Here is a 20,952-nt window from a genome sequence, read left to right as displayed (position 1 = left end):
CGGGGGACAAAGGCGGCTTAGGCGATTTCCTCGACCTTCACCAGGTGATTGACGACGCGGATCATGCCGCGCACCGAAGGCGTGTCTTCGAGTTCACGCACACGGTGCATCTTGTTGAGACCGAGGCCGATCAGATTCTGCTTCTGGATCGGGGCACGGCGGATCGGCGAACCGGTCTGGGTGATTTTCAGCTTGGCCATGGGGATCGTCCTTATGCCATTGCTTCGGCTTCGGCTTCGGCCACACGGGCCGAAACGTCGCCGCGGCGCGCCATCAGATCAGCAATCTTCTTGCCGCGCCGCTGCGCTACCGATTTGGGGCTGGTCTGTTCCGAAAGCGCCGCGAACGTCGCCCGGATCATGTTGTAGGGGTTGTTGGTGCCGACCGACTTGGTGACGACATCGGCAACGCCAAGCGCTTCGAACACGGCGCGCATCGGGCCGCCGGCGATGATGCCGGTACCCTGTGCGGCGGAGCGGACATAGACCTTCCCGGCGCCGAAATGGCCATAGCCATCATGGTGCAGGGTGCGGCCGTCACGCAGCGGCACGCGGATCATTGCCTTTTTGGCAGCAGCCGTCGCCTTCTGAATGGCTTCGGGCACTTCGCGCGCCTTGCCATGACCAAAGCCGACCCGGCCCTTGCCGTCGCCGACCACGACCAGCGCAGCAAAGCCGAAGCGCTTGCCGCCCTTCACGGTCTTGGAGACGCGGTTGATGTGGACGAGCTTTTCAATCAGCTCCTCGCCGGTTGGCTCCTGCGGGCCATCGCGGCGGCCGCGGTTGCGGTCTCCGCGATCGTTGCCGCCGCGCCCGCCGCCGGGACCGCTGCGATTGCCGCCCGGACCACCGCGATTGCCGCCTGGGCCACCACGATTGCCACCGGGACCGCCGGGGCCGCGGCCACGGCTTTCGGTTTCGGCCGGCGCTGCGCCGGCAACTTCGATTTCGTCAGCCATGCTCAGAACTCCAGCCCGCCTTCGCGGGCACCGTCGGCCAGCGCCTTGACGCGGCCATGGAAAAGGAAACCACCACGGTCAAACACCACGGCAGACACGCCAGCAGCCTTGGCCCGTTCGGCCAGACGCTTGCCGACTTCGGCTGCGGCATCCTTGGTGGCGCCAGTCACGCTCCGCACATCCTTTTCGAGGGTGGATGCAGCGGCGACCGTGATGCCACGGGCGTCGTCGATCACCTGCGCATAGATATGCTGCGAGGACCGGTGGATGGACAGCCGCGGGCGGGCGCCGCCCTTGGCACGAAGGGTGGTGCGGACGCGCCGACGGCGCTGCGCAAAAAGAGACAGCCTGGCCATTACTTCTTCTTCCCTTCCTTGCGGAAGATCTTCTCACCGCGATACTTGATGCCCTTGCCCTTATAGGGTTCGGGTTTGCGCCAGCGGCGGATCTCGGCGGCCACTTGGCCGACGCGCTGCTTGTCGGAGCCGGTGATTTCGACCGTGGTCTGGTCCGGCGTCTTGATGGTGATGCCGTCCGGGATCGCAAAGTCGACGTCATGGCTGTAGCCGAGCTGCAGCTTGAGGTTTGAACCCTGCACCGAAGCGCGATAACCGACGCCGGTGATTTCCAGCACCTTGGTGAAGCCGTCCGACACGCCGGTGACCAGATTGGCCACCAAAGTGCGCTGCATGCCCCAATAGGACCGGGCGCGCTTGGTGTCGTTGGCGGGCATGACGGCAATGGTGCCGGCATCGATGGTATAGCTGATGTCATCCACCAGCGGCATCGACATTTCGCCCTTGGGGCCCTTCACCGACAACACGCGGTCAGCGATGGTGGCTGTGACACTGGCCGGAACCGGCACAGCTTTCTTTCCAATGCGTGACATGGCTCAGAACACCTGGCAGAGGACTTCGCCGCCGACATTCTGCTCACGCGCTTCCGCGTCAGACAGAACGCCCTTTGGCGTCGAAACAATGACGATACCGAGGCCGTTGCGGACCCGCGGCAATTCGGTGGCGCCCGAGTAGACACGGCGGCCAGGCTTTGAAACCCGGGCGACATGCTGGATGGCCGGACGGCCCTCGAAATATTTCAGGTCGATCCGCAGGGCTGCTGCGGCGCCTTCGGCGGCCTGGCTGTAACCGCGGATATAGCCTTCGCGCTGCAAAACATCGAGCACGCGGGCCCGCAGCTTGGAAGCCGGGGTGAGAATGGAATCCTTCTTGGCCTGCTGGCCATTGCGGATGCGGGTGAGCATATCGCCCAGGGGGTCGGACATCGACATCTTATACTGTCCTTACCAGCTCGACTTCGTCACGCCGGGGATGAGGCCCTTGTTGGCCAATTCCCGAAGCATGATGCGCGAAAGCTTGAACTTGCGATAATAGGCGCGCGGGCGCCCGGTGAGTTCGCAGCGGTTGCGAACCCGGGTCGGGTTGGCGTTGCGCGGCAGCTGGGCCATCTTGAGCCGGGCCATCAGGCGTTCGGCATCATCGCGGTTTTCGTCGTTCGCGATCGCCTTGAGCACGGCGAACTTGCCGGCGTACTTGACGACCAACGCCTTGCGGCGCTCGTTCTTGTTGATCATGGAAAGCTTTGCCATGGTTCAGGCCGCCTGCTTCTCAAGAGTGTAGCCAATGAACGGGAAGCCGAACAGCGCGAGCAAGGCCCGGGCTTCATCATCGGTCTTCGCGGTCGTGGTGACGATCACGTCCATGCCGCGGATCTGGTCGATCCGGTCATAGTTGATTTCCGGGAAAATCAGCTGTTCCTTGAGGCCCATGGCATAGTTGCCGCGCCCGTCAAACGACTTGGGGTTCAACCCGCGAAAATCGCGGACGCGGGGCAGAGCGATGTTCACCAGCCGGTCCAGGAATTCGTACATGCGTTCGCGGCGCAGGGTAACCTTGCAACCGATGGGCATGTTCTCGCGCAGCTTGAACTGAGCGACCGACTTCTTGGCCTTGGTGATCACCGGCTTCTGGCCAGCGATGAGCGCCATTTCAGAAGCGGCCTGATCGACCTTCTTCTTGTCCTGGGTGGCTTCGCCGACGCCCATGTTGAGAACGATCTTGTCGATCTTCGGCACCTGCATGAGGTTCTTGTAGCCGAACATCTCGATCATCTTGGGACGGACGCTGTCGACATACACGGTGTGCATGCGCGGCGTGATGTTGGTCTCAGGCATCGATCTGCGCTCCCGACTTCTTGGCGACGCGGACCTTGCGGCCATCGTCGAGCATCTTGAAGCCGACGCGGGTCGGCTGACCCGTTGTCGGGTCCTTGATGGCGACCTTGGAGACGGCCATCGGGGCTTCGATACGCTCGAGGCCGCCGTTCGGATTCGCCTGGCTGGGCTTCTTGTGGCGGGTCATCATGTTGATGCCGCCGACAACGACCTTGCCGTCACGCGGCATGGCCTTGGTGACTTCGCCCGACTTGCCCTTGTCCTTGCCGGACAGGACGATGACGGTGTCACCCTTCTTGATCTTGGCAGCGCTCATTACAGCACCTCCGGCGCGAGGCTGATGATCTTCATATGGCCGGACGCGCGCAGTTCACGCACCACTGGCCCAAAGATACGGGTGCCGATCGGCTCCTCGTTCTTGTTGATGAGCACGGCGGCATTGCCGTCGAAGCGGATGACCGAGCCATCAGCACGGCGAATGTCCTTGGCTGTGCGCACGACGACCGCGCGGTGCACGTCGCCCTTCTTCACCTTGCCCTTGGGCTGCGCTTCCTTGACCGACACGACAATGATGTCGCCGACGCCGGCAAAGCGACGCTTCGAGCCGCCCAGGACCTTGATGCACATCACCCGCTTGGCGCCAGAGTTGTCCGCCACGTCGAGGTTCGTCTGCATCTGGATCATGTGTTCGATCCTTCAATTGAGTTGAGAGAAATGGTCATCAACCGACCTTCTCGAGAACTTTCCAGGTCTTCAGCTTGGACAGCGGCGCGCATTCTTCGATGCGAACCATGTCACCGGCCTTGATCTGGTTGTTTTCGTCATGGGCGTGATACTTCTTCGACCGGCGAATGATCTTGCCATAGACCGGGTGCGCAACCTTGCGCTCGATCAGCACGACCACGGTCTTGTCGCCCTTGTCGGACACGACAGTGCCCTGGAGGATGCGTTTGGGCATGTGTTATGCTCCCGTCTGCTGGGGCTTGCGGCCCGACTGCAGCGTCTTGATGCGGGCGATGGTGCGGCGCACCTCGCGGATACGGCCCGGCTTTTCCAGCTGGCCGGTGGCCGCCTGGAAACGCAGGTTGAACTGTTCGCGCTTCAGCTCGGACAGCTGGCCCGCGAGACCTTCATCGGTCTGACCCTTGAGGTCGGCAAAATTGTTCTTGGTCATTGTGATCAATCCTGCGTCGTCGGTTCGCCGAGACGAACAACCATCTTCACCTTGATCGGCAGCTTGGCAGCAGCGCGCTCAAAGGCGCCGGCAGCCACGTCGTGCGGCACGCCGTCGAGTTCGAACATGATGCGACCGGGCTTGACGCGCGCCACCCAATATTCGGGAGCGCCCTTGCCGGAGCCCATGCGGACTTCGGCAGGCTTGGACGACACCGGCAGATCCGGGAAGATCCGGATCCACAAACGGCCGGCGCGCTTGATGTGGCGCGAGATGGCACGGCGCGCGGCTTCGATCTGGCGGGCGGTGATGCGTTCCGGCTCCATGGCCTTGAGGCCGAAGGCGCCGAAGTTCAGGGCGGTACCGCCCTTGGCATCACCATGGATACGGCCCTTGAAGGCCTTGCGGAATTTTGTGCGCTTTGGTTGCAGCATTTCTCTATCCTCAGCGAGCCGGACGAACGCCGCTGGTCTGCGATTCCATCATGAGACGGTCCTGCGCCATCGGGTCGTGCCCAAGAATTTCGCCCTTGAAGATCCAGACCTTCACACCGCACACACCATAAGCGGTGTGGGCCTGCGCTTCGGCATAATCGACGTTGCCGCGCAGGGTGTGCAAGGGCACGCGGCCTTCACGGTACCATTCGGTGCGGGCGATTTCCGCACCGCCGAGCCGACCCGAGCAAGTGATCTTGATGCCTTCGGCACCCAGACGCAGCGCTGCCTGCACCGCACGCTTCATGGCGCGGCGGAACGCGATACGGCGCTCGAGCTGGTCGGCGACACCCTGGGCAACAAGCTTGGAATCGATTTCCGGCTTGCGGATCTCGACGATGTTCAGCGACACGTCCGAACGAGTCATCTGACCGATCTGCTTCTTCAGCTTCTCGATGTCAGCGCCCTTCTTGCCGATGATCACGCCCGGGCGGGCAGCAAAGATCGACACGCGCGCCAGCTTTGCCGGACGCTCGATGACCACCTTGGAAATGGCAGCAGCAGCGTGCGTCTTGAGGATGAATTCGCGAATGCGAAGATCTTCGAGAAGCAGATTGCCATACTCGTTGCCACGGGCGAACCAGCGGCTGTCCCAGGTGCGGTTGATCTGCAAGCGCAGACCGATGGGGGACGTTTTGTGACCCATTATTCGGCGCTCCCGGCAGTGTTGCTGTCGTCATCGCCCAGTTCACGCACGACGACGCGCAGGCGGCTGAACGGCTTTTCGATACGGGCGGCACGGCCACGAGCGCGCGGCGTGAAGCGCTTCATGACAATGGCCTTGCCGACGCTGGCTTCCTTGACGACGAGTGCATCGACATCGAGGTTGTGGTTGTTTTCGGCGTTGGCGATGGCAGACGCCAGCACCTTGCGCACATCGACTGCCATGGCCTTCTTGGAGAAGGTCAGGATGTTGAGCGCGTCACCAACCTTGCGGCCGCGGATCAGACCGGCGACCAGGTTGAGCTTGTACGACGAACCACGGATGGTCGTTGCAACGGCCAGTGCCTCGCGGTCACCAACCTTGCGGGGGGATTTCGGCTTGGACATTAGCGCTTGCCCTTCTTGTCGGCAGCGTGGCCGGGGAAGGTGCGCGTCGGCGCGAATTCCCCGAGCTTCATGCCGACCATGTCTTCGTTGACCGAGACCGGGATGAACTTCTTGCCGTTGTAGACACTGAAGGTGAGGCCGACGAACTGCGGCAGGATGGTGGAGCGGCGCGACCAGGTCTTGATCGGACCACGGCCACCACTGCCAGCCTGTGCGGCTTCGGCTTTTTTGAGGACATGCAGGTCCACGAACGGACCCTTCCAGACGGAGCGGCTCATGCGCGCTTACCTCTTCTTCTTGGCATGACGCGACCGGATGATCATCCCGTCGGTCGACTTGTTCGAACGCGTCTTGGCGCCCTTGGTCGGCTTGCCCCATGGGGTCACCGGGTGACGGCCGCCCGAGGTGCGGCCTTCGCCGCCGCCATGCGGGTGATCGACCGGGTTCTTGGCGACGCCGCGGGTCAGCGGACGATGGCCCAGCCAGCGGTTGCGACCGGCCTTGCCCAGGTTCTGGTTGCTGTTGTCGGGGTTCGACACAGCGCCCACCGTGGCCATGCACTCGGAGCGGACATAACGCTGCTCGCCCGAGTTGAGGCGGATGATGACCATGCCCTTGTCGCGGCCCACGACCTGCACGAACGTGCCGGCGGCGCGTGCCATCTGGCCGCCCTTGCCGGGCTTCAGCTCGACGTTGTGGACAATGGTGCCAACCGGCATCTGGCCGATTTCCATGGCATTGCCCGGCTTCACATCGACCTTCTTGCCGGCAGTGACGACGTCACCCACGGCAAGGCGCTGCGGTGCGATGATGTACTGCTGGTTGCCATCGGGATATTTCACAAGCGCGATGAAGGCCGAGCGATTGGGATCATATTCCAGACGCTCGACAGTCGCGGTGACATCCCAGGTGCGACGCTTGAAGTCGATGACACGGTACAGCTGCTTGTGACCACCGGCGATGCCGCGGGCCGTTGCATGGCCCATGTTGTTGCGGCCACCCGACTTGCGCAGACCTTCTGTCAGCACCTTGAGCGGACGACCTTTGAACAGGCTCGAACGGTCGACGAGGATAAGGCCACGGCGGCCCGGGCTCGTCGGGTTATAATGCTTCAAAGCCATGGCGTCAGATCCCCGTGGTCACATCGATCCGGTCGCCATCGGCGAGCGTCACAATGGCCTTCTTCTCGTCGGAACGGCGATATTCCTTGCCCTTCCAGCGCTTGGTCTTGCCCTTCTGGATCAGCGTGTTGACGCTGAGAACCTTGACGCTGAACAACGCTTCCACGGCAGCCTTGATCTGCGGCTTGGTGGCGTCGTTCGCGACCTTGAACACAACCTGGTTGTATTCGCTGACCAGCGTGGTCTTTTCGGTGATGACCGGCTTCACGACGATGTCGTAATGCTTCAGGTCGATCGGGGTGGCAGCTGTCTTAGCCATTGACCCGGGCCTCCAGTGCCGTGACGGCAGCGCGGGTCAGGACCAGCGTGTCGTGATTGAGGATGTCATAGACGTTGGCGCCGATGGCCGGCAGCACGTCGATGTGCGGAACGTTGGCCGAAGCCATCGCAAAGCCGGCGTCAACAGCGCCGCCGTCGATGAACAGGCCCGAGCTGATGCCCAAGTTGCCCAGCGCGACGAGGAATGCCTTGGTACGGGCTTCGCCGAGCACCAGGTCTTCCACGACGATCAACTTGCCTTCCTGGGCCTTGACGGACAGGGCGGTGGCAAGACCAAGACGACGGATCTTCTTGTTGAGGCTGGGGTTGAAGTCACGGACGCGGGGACCATGGGCCTTGCCGCCGCCGATGAACTGCGGTGCTGCACGGTTGCCGTGGCGGGCAGTACCGCCGCCCTTCTGGTTGCCCAGCTTTTTGCCGGTGCGTGCAACGTCGCTGCGTTCACGGGCCTTGCGAGCCGTGCCGCGACGCTTTTCGAGCTGCCAGGTGACAACGCGGTGCAGAATGTCGAGACGCAGTTCCTTGCCGAAAACGGCTTCGGACAGCTCGATCTCACCAGCGTCGGTGGCGGCCAGGGTTTTGACCTGAATCTTCATGTGCCTCAGGCCCCCTGTTCGTTGGTTGAGGTTTCATCAGCTGCTGGCGCGACATCGATCGGAGCCGGTGCAACATCATTGGCGGCAGCGGTCTTGAGCGATGCCGGATACGGCAGATCAGCCTTGGCCGGGATCTTCACCGCATCCTTGATCAGCAGCCAGCCGCCCTTCGACCCCGGCACCGAGCCGTGGATGAAGATGAGGCCGCGCTCGACATCTGTCGAAACGACTTCGAGGTTCTGCTGGGTGCGCTGCTTGTCGCCCATGTGGCCGGCCATCTTCTTGCCCTTGAAGACCTTGCCCGGATCCTGGCGCTGACCGGTCGAACCATGCGAGCGGTGCGAGACAGAGACGCCGTGAGTCGCGCGCAGACCACCGAAGTTCCAGCGCTTCATGGCGCCGGCAAAGCCCTTGCCCTGCGTCACGCCCGTCACATCGACGTACTGGCCGGCGACGAAATGGTCGGCGGAAATGGTGTCACCCATCGCAAGCAGAGCTTCGGCATCGACGCGGAATTCCGCGACCTTGGCCTTGGGCTCGACTTCGGCTTTGCCGAAATGGCCCCGCTCGGGCTTGGTGGTGTTCTTGGCTTTCTTCGTGCCAGCGCCAAGCTGGACAGCGGTGTAGCCGTCGTTCGCTTCGGTCTTGACCGAAACGACCTGATTGTTTTCAAGAGCAAGCACGGTCACCGGCACATGCCGACCGTCTTCGCGGAAGATCCGCGTCATGCCCATTTTCCTTGCGATCACGCCAATGCGCATGATCCGTTCCTTTCATCAGAGGCCCCATCCAGACTATCTGGGGAGGGGGCTTGGGGAGAAACCGGGCGTGAGGGCCAGTGGCCCCCATCCAATGTCGCTCCGCGTATGGAACCCGGCTTGTGGGCCGGGTCTGTCTTGCCCGGCTTATTTACCGAGTTTGATCTCAATGTCCACGCCGGCGGCGAGATCGAGCTTCATCAGCGCGTCCACCGTCTGCGGGGTCGGGTCAACAATGTCGAGGAGACGCTTGTAGGTGCGGACCTCGAACTGTTCGCGGCTCTTTTTGTCGACGTGCGGCGAGCGGTTCACGGTGAACTTCTCGAAGCGGGTCGGCAAGGGAATCGGACCACGGATGGCAGCGCCAGTACGCTTTGCGGTGTCAGCGATTTCGCTCGTGGCCATATCGAGGACACGGTGATCAAAGGCCTTCAGGCGAATCCGGATGTTCTGAGCTTCCATGGCACCAATCTTGTCAAACAGCGTTTAAAAGGACGAACCGGTGCAACCACCAGGAAACTGGCGGGGTGCACCGGCCGTCCGAAACTCGTGCCCCTGAAGCTGCGGGGTCCAGTTTGTCGCCCCGGAAAACCGGGATGACGAATCGGGGCCGCCTCCAAGGGAAGCGGCCCCTTACACTCACTTGATGATGGTTGCAACCACGCCGGCGCCGACAGTGCGGCCGCCTTCACGAATTGCGAAGCGCAGACCCGGATCCATGGCGATCGGGGCGATCAGCTTGACCTTCAGCTGGACGTTGTCGCCCGGCATGACCATCTCGGTGCCTTCCGGCAGTTCGACGGTGCCGGTGACGTCCGTGGTGCGGAAGTAGAACTGCGGGCGGTAGTTGGCGAAGAACGGCGTGTGACGGCCACCTTCGTCCTTCGACAGCACGTACACTTCCGAGGTGAACTCGGTGTGCGGCTTGATGGAGCCGGGCTTGCAGAGCACCTGGCCGCGTTCCACGTCATCACGGCCAACGCCGCGCAGCAGGGCACCGATGTTGTCGCCAGCCTGGCCCTGGTCGAGCAGCTTGCGGAACATTTCGACGCCGGTGCAAACGGTCTTGCGGGTGTCGTGGATGCCGACGATTTCGATTTCTTCGCCAACCTTGACGACGCCGCTTTCGACGCGGCCGGTGACGACCGTGCCGCGACCCGAGATCGAGAACACGTCTTCGATGGGCATCAGGAACGGACGATCAAGCGCACGTTCCGGCTGCGGGATGTAGTCGTCAACCGTCTGCATCAGCTTCAGCACGGCATCATGGCCGATGTCGTCGCGCTTGCCTTCAAGGGCGCACACGGCCGAACCGGGGGTGATGGGAATGTCATCGCCCGGGAAGTCGTACTTGGACAGAAGCTCGCGGATTTCCATTTCGACGAGTTCGAGGATTTCCGCGTCATCGACGAGGTCGACCTTGTTCATGAACACGACCATGGCAGGAACGCCGACCTGCTTGGCGAGCAGGATGTGCTCGCGGGTCTGCGGCATCGGGCCATCGGTTGCGGACACCACCAGGATGGCGCCGTCCATCTGCGCGGCACCGGTGATCATGTTCTTCACATAATCGGCGTGGCCGGGGCAATCGACGTGCGCATAGTGGCGCTTGGCGGTTTCATATTCGACGTGCGCCGTCGAAATGGTGATGCCGCGCTCGCGCTCTTCGGGAGCCTTGTCGATGTTGGCATAGCTGGTGAACGTGGCACCGCCGGTTTCGGCCAGCACCTTGGTGATGGCGGCCGTCAGCGACGTCTTGCCATGGTCGACGTGACCAATGGTGCCAATGTTGCAGTGCGGCTTGTTCCGCTCGAATTTCGCCTTACCCATGGCCGTAACCTCTTCCTGATTTGTGTCTGTTGGTGAATTTCATCGTAGCGGCGAGGCGAATCCCCGCCCCGGAGGGCGCCGAATCAACATCCCGGAAGGGGCGCTGACTAGCCGCAATCTCGAATAAATCAAGCCAGTTTCAGCTTGATCTCCTCGGCCACGTTCGACGGCACTTCGTCATAGTGGCTGAACTGCATGGAATATTGGGCTCGCCCCTGGCTCATGGAGCGCAGGTTGTTCACATAGCCGAACATGTTGGCAAGCGGCACCATGGCCTCGATCACCTGTGCGTTGCCGCGGGTGTCGGTGCCCTGGATCTGACCCCGGCGCGAGTTGAGATCGCCGATGACGTCACCCAGATAATCTTCCGGCGTCACCACTTCGACCTTCATGATCGGTTCGAGAATCTTGATACCAGCCTTGTCGGCAGCTTCGCGCATGCCGCCACGGCCAGTGATTTCAAAGGCCAAGGCCGACGAATCGACGTCATGATAAGCGCCGTCATACAGCGTTGCCTTGAAGTCGATCAGCGGGAAGCCGATCAGATGACCCGAGGCTGCGATTTCGCGGATGCCCTTTTCGACAGCCGGAATATATTCCTTGGGCACATTGCCGCCCTTGACTTCATCCTTGAAGATGACGCCCGAGCCGCGCTCGCCGGGTTCCACGGTGAACTTGATGCGGCCGAACTGGCCGGAGCCGCCCGACTGCTTCTTGTGGGTGTAATCGACATCGACCTTGCGGGCGAGCGATTCGCGATAGGCGACCTGCGGCGCGCCGACATTGGCCTCGACCTTGAATTCGCGCTTCATGCGATCGACAAGGATTTCGAGGTGAAGTTCACCCATGCCCTTGATAATCGTCTGGCCGCTTTCATTGTCGGATGTGACGCGGAACGACGGATCTTCCTGGGCAAGGCGATTGAGCGCGATGCCCATCTTTTCCTGGTCGGCCTTGGTCTTGGGTTCCACGGCAACCTCGATGACGGGCTCCGGGAACTCCATGCGTTCAAGAATGATGGGCTTGAGAGGCGCGCACAGCGTGTCGCCCGTCGTAACGTCCTTGAGGCCCACCAGCGCGACGATATCGCCTGCAAAGGCCTCCTTGATGTCTTCACGGTTGTTGGCGTGCATGAGCAGCATGCGGCCGATCTTCTCGCGCTTGTCCTTGACCGAGTTCATCACAATCGAGGCCGCTTCCATGCGGCCCGAATAGATGCGGGCGAAGGTCAACGTGCCGACGAACGGATCGGTCATGATCTTGAAGGCCAGGGCCGAGAACGGCGCATCATCGGATGCTTCGCGAATCTCGTCCTCATCCTTGAGATTGATGCCGTGCATTGGTGGAATGTCGAGCGGGCTGGGCAGATAATCGACAACGGCGTCGAGCAGGGGCTGCACGCCCTTGTTCTTGAACGCCGAGCCGCACAGCACGGGCACGAATGCGAACGCCAGCGTGCCCTTGCGGATGAGCGCCTTGAGTTGCGCCGTCGTCGGCTCGGTGCCTTCGAGATAGGCGGTCATCAGATCATCGTCCTGCTCGACGGCCATTTCGATCAGCTCGGAACGGGCCAGCGCGGCGGCATCGGCGTATTCGGCCGGGATTTCCTTGTATTCGAACTTGGCGCCCAGCGATTCTTCGAGCCAGATGATGGCGCGGTTCTCGACGAGATCGACGAGGCCGATGAAATCGCCTTCGAGGCCGATCGGGAGATACAGGACGGCCGGACGCGCGCCGAGGCGGTCCTTGATCATCTCCACACAGCGGACGAAATTGGCACCGGTGCGGTCAAGCTTGTTGACGAAGCACATGCGCGGCACCTTGTACTTGTCAGCCTGGCGCCACACGGTTTCGGACTGCGGCTCGACGCCGGCAACGCCGTCGAAGCAAGCCACGGCACCGTCAAGCACGCGCAGCGAACGTTCGACTTCGATGGTGAAGTCGACGTGGCCGGGGGTGTCGATGATGTTGATCCGGTGATCTTCCCAATAGCAGGTCGTCGCGGCGGACGTGATTGTGATGCCGCGCTCCTGCTCCTGCTCCATCCAGTCCATGGTGGCAGTGCCTTCATGGACTTCGCCGATCTTGTACGACTTGCCGGTGTAATAAAGGATACGCTCGGTAGTCGTCGTCTTGCCGGCGTCGATGTGCGCCATGATGCCGATGTTGCGGTAACGCTCAAGCGGGGTCGTGCGGGGCATGGGAGGTCAGCCTGATCTAGAAGTGGCGGCGCCGGAGCGTTGATGCTCCGGCGCCAACAGAGTTTACCAGCGGTAGTGCGAGAAGGCGCGGTTCGCTTCCGCCATGCGGTGCGTGTCTTCGCGCTTCTTGACGGCCGAACCACGGTTCGATGCGGCGTCGAGCAATTCGCCCGACAGACGCTGTGCCATGGTGTGTTCCGACCGCTTGCGGGCGGCAGCAATCAACCAGCGGATGGCAAGCGCCTGGCTGCGTTCGGCACGCACTTCGACGGGCACCTGATAGGTGGCCCCGCCGACGCGGCGCGAACGCACTTCGATGCCCGGACGGACATTGGCGAGCGCATCGTGGAAGACGCCGATCGGTTCGCGGCGGCTCTTGGCTTCGATGGTTTCCAGCGCCGAATACACAATGGCTTCAGCGACGGATTTCTTGCCCTCGTACATGACGAGGTTCATGAATTTGGAAAGTACGACATCACCGAACTTGGGGTCCGGATTGATTTCGCGTTTTTCGGGGCGACGACGACGTGACATTTTCTGTACCCCTTACTTCGGACGCTTGGTGCCGTATTTGGAACGGCTCTGCTTGCGGTTCTTGACGCCCTGGGTGTCGAGAACGCCGCGCAGGATGTGATAGCGCACGCCGGGAAGATCCTTGACGCGGCCACCGCGAATCAGGACCACGGAGTGTTCCTGAAGGTTGTGGCCTTCGCCCGGGATGTAGCCGATGACTACAAAGCCATTGGTCAGGCGGATCTTGGCCACCTTGCGCAAGGCCGAGTTCGGCTTTTTCGGGGTCGTCGTGTACACGCGGGTGCAAACACCGCGCTTCTGGGGGCAGGCCTCCATGGCCGGCACCTTGTTGCGAGCTTTCTGCGGCTCGCGACCCTTGCGGATCAGCTGGTTGATCGTTGGCATCTGTCTCTCTTTTGCTGTTCGGCAGGCCGCTTCCAACCAAGGAAACGGTCGCCTACTCCAAGCCTGTGCCGCTTCTGGAAATTGCTTCCGGAACATAAGCGCAAAAGGCCCCCGGGAAGGGAGCCAATCGCGCGCGGCGCTGCCTGTCGTTTCTTTTCGCCTCGCAGCACGGTCTGCACCGGGCAATGAAGCGAAGCGCGCCTATAGTCGCGGGGGCGGGGCTGGTCAACCGTCCGTGCGCCGGCTTGTTCGGCAAAAAGGGCACGGGCGCATCGCCGGTCGTGCAATTGGCGGCGCCCTCTTGCCACGGCACGGCATTGCGCCGACACTTTCTCGTCCAGATGGATCAGCGGTCGGACAGCGAGGGGAGGCAGGATGATGGCCAGCGCGGTGCAAGCAGCCGAACCATCTGGTGACCAGTCAGCCGGCCCGATCAGCGTCACATCGTTGACGCCCGCTATCGGGGCCGAGATTTCGGGCGTTGACCTCGGCAGTGCGGACATTGCGGCCTTTGTGCCCGCCATCAGGGCGGCCCTGCTGGCGCACAAAGTCGTATTTTTTCGCAATCAGGACATCACGGCCGCCCAGCACATTGCCTTTGCCGGCCACTTTGGCGAACTGGAAATCCATCCCGCGACGCCGCGTGACCAGCCTGACCCCGAAATCCTGCGCATCGCCCATGGACCGGAAAGCCGGGGGAAGGAAAACTACTGGCACTCCGACGTGACCTGGCGGGAGAAGCCGTCGCTCGGGAGCATCTTGCGTGCAATCGAGGTTCCCCCTGTTGGCGGGGACACGCTGTTTGTCGACATGCATCTGGCTTTTGCCGGCCTGTCGTCGGAGATGCAGCGCTTTGTCACCGGGTTGACTGCCGTGCACGACATTGCGCGGGTCTTTGCCGGGCGGCTGAACAAGGCGCCTGCCGACCTGCACGAGCGTTTTCCGCCCCAGGAACATCCCGTCGTTCGCACGCACCCCGAAACGGGGTTGCCGACACTGTATGTCAACACGGCGTTCACCAGCCATATCAAAGGACTGAGCCGCGAGGAAAGCGACTGGCTGCTGGCGCATCTCTATGCGACGGCGGCCAACCCTGAAATTCAGTGCCGTTTCCGGTGGCAACCAGGTTCGGTTGCCTTTTGGGACAATCGCGCCAGCCAGCATCTCGCCGTCAGCGATTATTTCCCGGCGCGCAGGATCATGGAGCGCGTGACGGTGGCCGGCTGCAAGCCTTTTTACCGCTCAGGCTGAGGGGCCGGGCCGGCTGAGGTGCAGACCCGGCTGACACTTGTTGCCGGAATGCCTCAAAGCGCCCCGTGGCAGTGCTTGAACTTGTTGCCAGAACCACAGGGACACAACGCGTTGCGAGGCACGCTGGCCTGCCATTCGGCAAGATCCTCGGGGTCCACGGCTTCCAGCACCGCTGTGGCGCTCTGCGCGGCTTCGAGCGCGCCGGCGGGCAAAGCCGCACCAAAGGCATCGAACGACAGCCGCGGGCCTGCGTCATTCTCGCCGGTCAGCGGGTCGATGTGCGTCGTCACGAAGCTGGGCAGCGGCGGCAATTCGGGCGGCTGCATCTGGAAGGCCGAGTTGGACAGCATGCGCGTCACATCCTCGCGCACGATGCCGAGCATGCGTTCGAACAGCGCAAAGGCTTCGGACTTGTATTCGTTGAGCGGCTGTTTCTGGGCATAGGCGCGCAGGTGGATGACGGACCGCAGCGAATCCAGCGTCGCGAGATGTTCCTTCCAGTGGTGGTCGAGCGCCTGGAGGAGGAAGTTCTTTTCGATGTTCACCCAAGTCTCGGTCGGCAATTCGGCGGCCTTGGCGGCCATGTGCGCGTCGGACGCTGCGATCAGCCGGTCCACGACGGCTTCGGGGTCGATGGCGGCTTCGGTGGGCCAGCCGCTGACGTCGAGATCAAGGCCCAGCGTGCCGTTCACATCTTCCTGCAGGCCGGCCACGTCCCATTGTTCGGGATAGGAGCCGACCGGGCAACGCACCGCGACAATGGCGTTTACTGTTTCGTGTCGCATGTCGATGACGACATCGCCGACCGCCTGCGAATCCATGATGTCCGCGCGCTGTTCATAGACGACCTTGCGCTGGTCGTTCATCACATCGTCGTACTGCAGCAATTGCTTGCGCACGTCGTAGTTGCGCGCCTCGACCTTTTTCTGCGCCGTCTCGATGGCCTTGGAAATCCAGGGGTGGACGATGGCTTCGCCTTCTTCCAGGCCGGAGTTCATCAGCCGCGACAGCATGCTCTGCTGGCCGAAGATTCGCAGCAGGTCATCGTCGAGGCTGAGATAAAAGCGGCTGAAACCGGGGTCGCCCTGACGGCCCGAGCGGCCACGCAGCTGGTTGTCGATGCGGCGGCTTTCGTGGCGTTCGGTGCCCAGCACGAACAGGCCGCCGGCGGCCAGCACAGCCTCGCGCTCGACCTGCACTTCGGCGCGGATTTTTTCGATGGCGGCGGTGCGCTCCGGGCCGTCGATGACGCCGGCCAGTTCCTTGGCGATGCGGGCATCGGCATTGCCGCCGAGCTGGATGTCGGTGCCGCGTCCGGCCATGTTGGTGGCGATGGTGACGGCGCCGGGACGGCCGGCCTGGCTGACGATCTCGGCTTCCTGCTCGTGATAGCGGGCATTGAGCACGACGTGTTTCACGCCTTCGGTGGTCAGATACTCGCTGAGCATCTCGCTCTTTTCGATGGAGACGGTGCCGACAAGGATCGGCTGGCCCCTGGCCGACGCTTCGCGGATCGTCTTGACGATGGCTTTGTATTTCTGCTCGGCGTTCTTGTAGAATTCGTCGTCGACGTCCTTGCGCAGCACAGGCAAGTTGGTGGGCATTTCCACCGTGTTGAGTTTGTAGATGTCGTAGAATTCTGCTGCTTCGGTCGCAGCCGTGCCGGTCATGCCGCCCAGCTTGGGGTACATGCGGAAATAATTCTGGAAGGTCACCGATGCCAGCGTCTGGTTCTCCGGCTGGATCTGCACGCCCTCCTTGGCTTCGACGGCCTGGTGCAGGCCATCGGACCAGCGCCGGCCATCCATCATGCGGCCGGTGAATTCATCGATGATGACCACCTTGCCGTCGCGCACGATATAATCGGTGTCGAGCTTGTAGATCATGTTGGCGCGTAGCGCCTGTGTCAGGTGGTGGACGACCTGCGTGTTTTCGAAATCATACAGGTTCTCGCCTTCGAGCAGCCCGGCAGCCTCAAGCGCGCGTTCCGCCTTTTCGGTGCCGGCTTCGGACAGGATGATCGAACGGTTCTTTTCGTCGATCTCGCAGTCGGTGACATCGAGCGTTTTGACCATCATGTCGACAGCGGAATACAGCGCCGATTTGTCATCGGTGGGGCCGGAGATGATCAGCGGCGTGCGCGCTTCGTCGATCAGCACCGAATCGACTTCATCGACAACGGCGAAATTGAACGGTCGCTGCACCATCTGCTCGCGGCTGTATTTCATGTTGTCGCGCAGATAGTCGAAGCCGAATTCGTTGTTGGTGCCATAAGTGATGTCGGCATTGTACGCCGCGCGGCGGCTGGCATCATCGAGGTTGGGGATGATGACGCCGACTGACAGGCCCAAAAAGCGATAGACCTGCCCCATCCAGCCGGCATCGCGCGATGCCAGATAGTCGTTGACGGTGATGACATGCACGCCCTTGCCGGTCAGGGCATTGAGATAGACCGCCAGGGTGGCCACCAGCGTCTTGCCTTCGCCCGTGCGCATTTCGGCGATTTCGCCCCGGTGCAGGACAATGCCGCCGATCATCTGTACATCGTAATGGCGTTGGCCCAGACTGCGCTTGGCAGCTTCGCGCACGGTCGCAAAGGCTTCGGGCAGGATGTCGTCAAGGCTTTTGCCGGCTGCCAGCAAGCCCTTGAGCTTGTCGGTCTGTGCCTTGAGGGCGGTGTCGTCCAGCGCCGCCATCTGCGGCTCAAGCGCGTTTATCCCCGCGACAACGCCGCTCAGCGACTTGATGTACCGGTCATTGCTGGACCCGAACAAACGTTTGGCGATGCCGCCCAATCCAAGCATGGAAATCCTGACTTTCGTTGCGGGCCCGCTTGCGCCTGTAGCGCACGCCGATGTCCCGCAAAGTGTGTGCAACGAAGAGATTGTTCAAGGCGGCGATGTAAGGTCGGGTGCCGCGTTCGTCAATTGACCGGTGCAACGGCCGTTTCGCCGTCCGCCCGGGACGCTGGCCTTGCGGCAGCCGGCGCCCGTTTGCCGCGCTTGCGGCGCAGCCCGAAATCGACGGCCTTGCGAACCTTGGGATAGCGGCGCGTGTAATGAAGGTAACGCCGCCGCGTCCAGCGCGAGTTGCGCAACACCAGTGCAAAACCGAAACCGGCAATGACCAGCCCCAGCGGTCCAGGTGCCGGAATACCGATGATCGGCGCCACCAGGATGAGCAGGCAACCAAAAGCGATCTGGAAAACCCGGAAAGGCTCGGACTTGACGAGCGTGTCGATGAACAAGGGACGCGGCACAGATAGTTTTCCTACGGCCAGCTTGTGGCAATCGCATGGCAAATTTGCAGTGGCTCGCATGATTTCGTCGCAAAATTTGCACGCTGGCGCTGCCGCGCCTAAGCAGCGGGCCAGGGTCATGATTTTTGCACGTTTTTTGCGGGGGGTGCATGGTCGCGCATATCGGCACGGTGGCGTTTCTGGGGCTTGAGGCCCGGTCCATCGATGTCCAGGTCCAGATTTCTGCCGGTCCCGCCGGCTTCACCACGGTCGGCCTGCCCGACAAGGCGGTGAAGGAAAGCCGCGAGCGGGTGGCCGCCGCGCTGCATGCCATCGGGCTGTCGCTGCCGCCGCGCCGCGTCGTCGTCAACCTGTCGCCTGCCGACCTGCCCAAGGAAGGCTCGCATTATGACCTGCCGATCGCGCTCGGATTGCTGGTGGCGATGGGCGTAGTGGGGCAGGACGCGCTGGACGGCTATCTTGTCATCGGCGAGCTTGGCCTTGATGGGGCGGTGGCGCCGGTGCCGGGTGTGCTGCTGGCAGCCCTGCACGCGGCCGAGCGCGAAATGGGGCTGATCTGCCCGCAGGCGCAAGGCGGCGAGGCGGCATGGGCAGGCGAGGTGGACGTGATCGCAGCGCCGGAACTGTTGTCGCTGCTCAATCATCTCAAGGGTGTGCAGCTGCTGATACCGCCGACGCGCAGCCTTGCCGAGGTGCAGCGCAGCGGCCCTGATTTTGCCGACATAAAGGGCCAGGAAACCGCGCGGCGCGCCGCTGAAATCGCAGCAGCGGGTGGGCATAATCTGCTGATGAGCGGCCCGCCGGGATCCGGCAAGTCGCTGATTGCTGCGGCTCTGGCGGGCATATTGCCCGAACTGACGCCGGCCGAGGCGCTGGAAGTGTCGATGGTCGCATCGATTGCTGGCGAGCTTGAGGGCGGGCGGCTCATTCGCGCCCGGCCGTTTCGCAGCCCCCATCACAGCGCCTCGATGCCGGCGCTGGTCGGCGGCGGTGCCAAGGCGCGGCCCGGCGAAGTTAGCCTGGCGCATCTGGGCGTGCTGTTCCTGGACGAATTGCCGGAATTTCAGCGCGGCGTGCTCGATTCGCTGCGCCAGCCGCTGGAAACCGGATCGGTGATGGTGGCGCGTGCCGCCGCGCACGTTACTTATCCGGCGCGGGTGCAGTTGATTGCCGCGATGAACCCGTGCCGCTGCGGTCATCTGGGCGACGCGTCACTGGCGTGCAGCCGCGCGCCGCGTTGTGCCGCCGATTACCAGGCGCGGCTGTCGGGGCCATTGCTCGACCGCATCGACCTGCATGTCGATGTGCCGGCGGTCAGCGCTGCCGATCTGGTTCTGCCGATGGCGAGCGAATGTTCGGCCGACATCGCGGCACGCGTGTCAGCGGCGCGGGCGCGGCAGACGGCGCGATATGGTCCCGCCGGGCGAAGTCCGGCTGCTCCAGCCAGTGGCAAGCGCAGCCCGCGCACCAATGCCGAGGCGGACGGCAAGCTGCTGGAGGCCTGTGCGACGCCCGATGCTGCGGGCCAGAAGCTGCTGGCACAGGCGGCGCATACGCTGAAACTGTCGGCGCGCGGCTATGGCCGGGTGCTGCGGGTGGCGCGCACCATCGCCGACCTGGCCGGCGCCGACATCGTCAGCCGGCTGCATGTTGCCGAGGCGCTGAGTTATCGCCGCCGCCCGCCGGTGAATTGAACGGTTTGCGGCTTGCCGCCGGCGCATATCGGCATATCATTGCCGCGACGAAATCATGGGGGCGACAATGGAACGATCAGCAACCTTCTGGATGATGGAACCGCTGCGCAAATATGCGACATTTTCGGGCCGTGCCCGCCGCGCCGAATATTGGTGGTTTTATCTGTTCTACATCCTGGTCACGGTCGTCACCAATATTGTTGATGGGATAACCGGGGTGCCGGTCCTGAGCGCCTTGGCCGCACTCGGCTTGATCATACCGTTCCTCGCCGTCGCGGCCCGTCGTCTGCATGATACCAACCGCAGCGGCTGGTGGATGCTGGCACCGACCGTGGCCGCCATACCTTATATTTTCGGGATGATCACGATGGTGGCCGGGGGCCTGGGCGCTGCTGCTGGCGCCAATGCCGGCTTTGGCGTGCTTGGTGCCGGCGGTGCGCTGACGGTCATATCCGGTCTGGCGATGCTGGGTCTCGGCATCCTGCTGCTGGTGTGGTTCTGCACGCGCGGCACCGATGGCCCCAATCGCTTCGGCGCTGATCCGCTGGGCGCCGGCGACGACACTCTGGCCAGTGACTTTGCCTGAGCCTGATTTCGCCTGAGTCCCAGCGGTGCACCCGACAACGCCGCATGGCTGGGCCTGGCTGGCCCTTCGCCGCTATGCCCAGTTTCGTGGCCGTGCGCCGCGAACGGAATATTGGTGGTTTTTCGCGTTCAATGTCGCAGCCAGTGTGGCAGCGGAAGCGATCGATTATCTTTCCGGTTTGAGGGCAGATGACCCTGGTTCATTCGGCGGCCCGGTCAGCAATTTGCTGGCGCTGGTGCTGTTGCTCCCCAGCCTTGCCGTCACGGTCCGGCGCCTGCACGATACCGGCCGCACCGGCTGGTGGATCGGCGGTGCAGTGCCCGTCGCCATGCTGTGGTTCATCTTCATGATGGCGCTTGCGTTCATGGGCTTCAAGAGCCTGGCACCCATAGCCATGGCAGGCGTCATCGCCATGCTGTGCTATATTCCGCTCATACTCTATTTCGCTACCCGCCCCGGTACCCCCGGTTCCAACCGCTTCGGCCCGGCGCCCGATGGTCTGGAAGGCGAAGCCGAACAACTGGCGCAGGAT

General features: G+C 62.6%; 29 protein-coding genes and 1 pseudogene. 4 read left to right on the top strand and 26 right to left on the bottom strand.

From position 1 onward, the window contains the following. Positions 1–17 precede the first annotated feature (17 nt). The 24 genes from rpmD to rpsL all read right to left on the bottom strand — a co-directional run bounded on the left by rpmD (position 18) and on the right by rpsL (position 13,630). A complete protein-coding gene (gene rpmD, locus RMQ73_RS10355) occupies positions 18–200 on the bottom strand; it encodes a 50S ribosomal protein L30 (RefSeq protein WP_310498147.1) in 183 nt (60 codons plus the stop codon). 11 nt (positions 201–211) lie between these two features. Next, positions 212–958, bottom strand: coding sequence for a 30S ribosomal protein S5 (rpsE, locus tag RMQ73_RS10350; protein ID WP_310498146.1), 747 nt, complete (start codon positions 956–958; stop codon positions 212–214). 2 nt (positions 959–960) lie between these two features. Further along, on the bottom strand, positions 961–1,314 hold the full coding sequence (gene rplR, locus RMQ73_RS10345; protein ID WP_310498145.1) for a 50S ribosomal protein L18: 354 nt from the start codon (positions 1,312–1,314) through the stop codon (positions 961–963). Beyond that, a complete protein-coding gene (gene rplF / locus RMQ73_RS10340) occupies positions 1,314–1,847 on the bottom strand; it encodes a 50S ribosomal protein L6 (RefSeq protein WP_310498144.1) in 534 nt (177 codons plus the stop codon). Before rplF ends, rplR begins: the two co-directional genes overlap by 1 nt. A gap of 3 nt (positions 1,848–1,850) precedes the next feature. Beyond that, positions 1,851–2,246 (bottom strand): 30S ribosomal protein S8, encoded by a 396-nt coding sequence (gene rpsH, locus RMQ73_RS10335; protein ID WP_310498143.1) that lies wholly within the window; start codon positions 2,244–2,246, stop codon positions 1,851–1,853. Between the two features lie 12 nt (positions 2,247–2,258). Further along, positions 2,259–2,564, bottom strand: coding sequence for a 30S ribosomal protein S14 (gene rpsN / locus RMQ73_RS10330; RefSeq protein ID WP_310498142.1), 306 nt, complete (start codon positions 2,562–2,564; stop codon positions 2,259–2,261). 3 nt (positions 2,565–2,567) lie between these two features. Beyond that, positions 2,568–3,149, bottom strand: a complete 582-nt coding sequence (rplE, locus tag RMQ73_RS10325; RefSeq protein WP_310498141.1) for a 50S ribosomal protein L5 — start codon at positions 3,147–3,149, stop codon at positions 2,568–2,570. Continuing rightward, positions 3,142–3,465, bottom strand: a complete 324-nt coding sequence (rplX, locus tag RMQ73_RS10320; RefSeq protein ID WP_310498140.1) for a 50S ribosomal protein L24 — start codon at positions 3,463–3,465, stop codon at positions 3,142–3,144. Before rplX ends, rplE begins: the two co-directional genes overlap by 8 nt. Continuing rightward, the gene (gene rplN, locus RMQ73_RS10315) at positions 3,465–3,833 is read right to left on the bottom strand and encodes a 50S ribosomal protein L14 (RefSeq protein WP_310498139.1); all 369 of its coding nucleotides are present in this window, start codon (positions 3,831–3,833) and stop codon (positions 3,465–3,467) included. Before rplN ends, rplX begins: the two co-directional genes overlap by 1 nt. 37 nt (positions 3,834–3,870) lie before the next feature. Continuing rightward, complete coding sequence (rpsQ, locus tag RMQ73_RS10310; RefSeq protein WP_310498138.1) at positions 3,871–4,107, bottom strand: 30S ribosomal protein S17; 237 nt, start codon at positions 4,105–4,107, stop codon at positions 3,871–3,873. Between the two features lie 3 nt (positions 4,108–4,110). Continuing rightward, the gene (gene rpmC / locus RMQ73_RS10305; protein ID WP_310498137.1) at positions 4,111–4,323 is read right to left on the bottom strand and encodes a 50S ribosomal protein L29; all 213 of its coding nucleotides are present in this window, start codon (positions 4,321–4,323) and stop codon (positions 4,111–4,113) included. 5 nt (positions 4,324–4,328) lie between these two features. Further along, complete coding sequence (rplP, locus tag RMQ73_RS10300; protein ID WP_310498136.1) at positions 4,329–4,757, bottom strand: 50S ribosomal protein L16; 429 nt, start codon at positions 4,755–4,757, stop codon at positions 4,329–4,331. Positions 4,758–4,767: 10 nt separating this feature from the next. Then, entirely contained in the window at positions 4,768–5,463 is a 696-nt protein-coding gene (rpsC, locus tag RMQ73_RS10295; RefSeq protein ID WP_310498134.1) for a 30S ribosomal protein S3, read from the bottom strand. Continuing rightward, positions 5,463–5,867, bottom strand: coding sequence for a 50S ribosomal protein L22 (gene rplV, locus RMQ73_RS10290; RefSeq protein ID WP_310498133.1), 405 nt, complete (start codon positions 5,865–5,867; stop codon positions 5,463–5,465). Before rplV ends, rpsC begins: the two co-directional genes overlap by 1 nt. After that, positions 5,867–6,145, bottom strand: a complete 279-nt coding sequence (rpsS, locus tag RMQ73_RS10285; protein WP_310498132.1) for a 30S ribosomal protein S19 — start codon at positions 6,143–6,145, stop codon at positions 5,867–5,869. Before rpsS ends, rplV begins: the two co-directional genes overlap by 1 nt. 6 nt (positions 6,146–6,151) lie before the next feature. Continuing rightward, positions 6,152–6,988, bottom strand: coding sequence for a 50S ribosomal protein L2 (gene rplB, locus RMQ73_RS10280; protein WP_310498131.1), 837 nt, complete (start codon positions 6,986–6,988; stop codon positions 6,152–6,154). 4 nt (positions 6,989–6,992) lie between these two features. Then, positions 6,993–7,307, bottom strand: a complete 315-nt coding sequence (locus tag RMQ73_RS10275) for a 50S ribosomal protein L23 (protein WP_310498130.1) — start codon at positions 7,305–7,307, stop codon at positions 6,993–6,995. Then, the gene (gene rplD / locus RMQ73_RS10270) at positions 7,300–7,923 is read right to left on the bottom strand and encodes a 50S ribosomal protein L4 (protein ID WP_310498129.1); all 624 of its coding nucleotides are present in this window, start codon (positions 7,921–7,923) and stop codon (positions 7,300–7,302) included. Before rplD ends, RMQ73_RS10275 begins: the two co-directional genes overlap by 8 nt. 5 nt (positions 7,924–7,928) lie before the next feature. Further along, complete coding sequence (gene rplC, locus RMQ73_RS10265) at positions 7,929–8,684, bottom strand: 50S ribosomal protein L3 (protein WP_310498128.1); 756 nt, start codon at positions 8,682–8,684, stop codon at positions 7,929–7,931. Positions 8,685–8,828: 144 nt separating this feature from the next. Continuing rightward, a complete protein-coding gene (rpsJ, locus tag RMQ73_RS10260) occupies positions 8,829–9,143 on the bottom strand; it encodes a 30S ribosomal protein S10 (RefSeq protein WP_310498127.1) in 315 nt (104 codons plus the stop codon). Between the two features lie 177 nt (positions 9,144–9,320). Then, positions 9,321–10,511, bottom strand: a complete 1,191-nt coding sequence (gene tuf, locus RMQ73_RS10255; RefSeq protein ID WP_310498126.1) for an elongation factor Tu — start codon at positions 10,509–10,511, stop codon at positions 9,321–9,323. A gap of 128 nt (positions 10,512–10,639) precedes the next feature. Then, positions 10,640–12,712, bottom strand: coding sequence for an elongation factor G (fusA, locus tag RMQ73_RS10250; protein ID WP_310498125.1), 2,073 nt, complete (start codon positions 12,710–12,712; stop codon positions 10,640–10,642). 63 nt (positions 12,713–12,775) lie between these two features. After that, complete coding sequence (rpsG, locus tag RMQ73_RS10245; protein WP_310498123.1) at positions 12,776–13,246, bottom strand: 30S ribosomal protein S7; 471 nt, start codon at positions 13,244–13,246, stop codon at positions 12,776–12,778. 12 nt (positions 13,247–13,258) lie between these two features. Continuing rightward, a complete protein-coding gene (rpsL, locus tag RMQ73_RS10240) occupies positions 13,259–13,630 on the bottom strand; it encodes a 30S ribosomal protein S12 (protein ID WP_310498122.1) in 372 nt (123 codons plus the stop codon). Positions 13,631–14,005: 375 nt separating this feature from the next. Here rpsL and RMQ73_RS10235 point away from each other — a divergent pair, with 375 nt between their 5' ends. Continuing rightward, positions 14,006–14,881, top strand: a complete 876-nt coding sequence (locus RMQ73_RS10235) for a TauD/TfdA family dioxygenase (protein WP_310498121.1) — start codon at positions 14,006–14,008, stop codon at positions 14,879–14,881. A gap of 53 nt (positions 14,882–14,934) precedes the next feature. Here RMQ73_RS10235 and secA read toward each other — a convergent pair whose 3' ends face one another. Further along, complete coding sequence (secA, locus tag RMQ73_RS10230) at positions 14,935–17,685, bottom strand: preprotein translocase subunit SecA (RefSeq protein ID WP_310498120.1); 2,751 nt, start codon at positions 17,683–17,685, stop codon at positions 14,935–14,937. Between the two features lie 119 nt (positions 17,686–17,804). Continuing rightward, positions 17,805–18,200 (bottom strand): hypothetical protein, encoded by a 396-nt coding sequence (locus RMQ73_RS10225; RefSeq protein WP_310498119.1) that lies wholly within the window; start codon positions 18,198–18,200, stop codon positions 17,805–17,807. A gap of 89 nt (positions 18,201–18,289) precedes the next feature. On the opposite strand from RMQ73_RS10225, the gene RMQ73_RS10220 reads away from it, so the two are divergent. The 3 genes and pseudogenes from RMQ73_RS10220 to RMQ73_RS10210 form a co-directional block, all read left to right on the top strand. Continuing rightward, positions 18,290–19,834 (top strand): YifB family Mg chelatase-like AAA ATPase, encoded by a 1,545-nt coding sequence (locus tag RMQ73_RS10220; RefSeq protein WP_310498118.1) that lies wholly within the window; start codon positions 18,290–18,292, stop codon positions 19,832–19,834. Positions 19,835–19,901: 67 nt separating this feature from the next. Continuing rightward, entirely contained in the window at positions 19,902–20,420 is a 519-nt protein-coding gene (locus tag RMQ73_RS10215; RefSeq protein ID WP_310498117.1) for a DUF805 domain-containing protein, read from the top strand. A 25-nt stretch (positions 20,421–20,445) separates the two neighbouring features. After that, positions 20,446–20,901, top strand: a pseudogene (locus tag RMQ73_RS10210) (DUF805 domain-containing protein); the annotation flags it as partial. Positions 20,902–20,952 lie beyond the last annotated feature (51 nt).

The organism is Sandarakinorhabdus sp., assembly GCF_031430775.1.
Lineage (GTDB): Bacteria > Pseudomonadota > Alphaproteobacteria > Sphingomonadales > Sphingomonadaceae > Sandarakinorhabdus.
The sequence above is the reverse complement of the archived record's forward strand: the minus strand, read 5'-3'. Positions and strand labels throughout refer to the sequence as shown.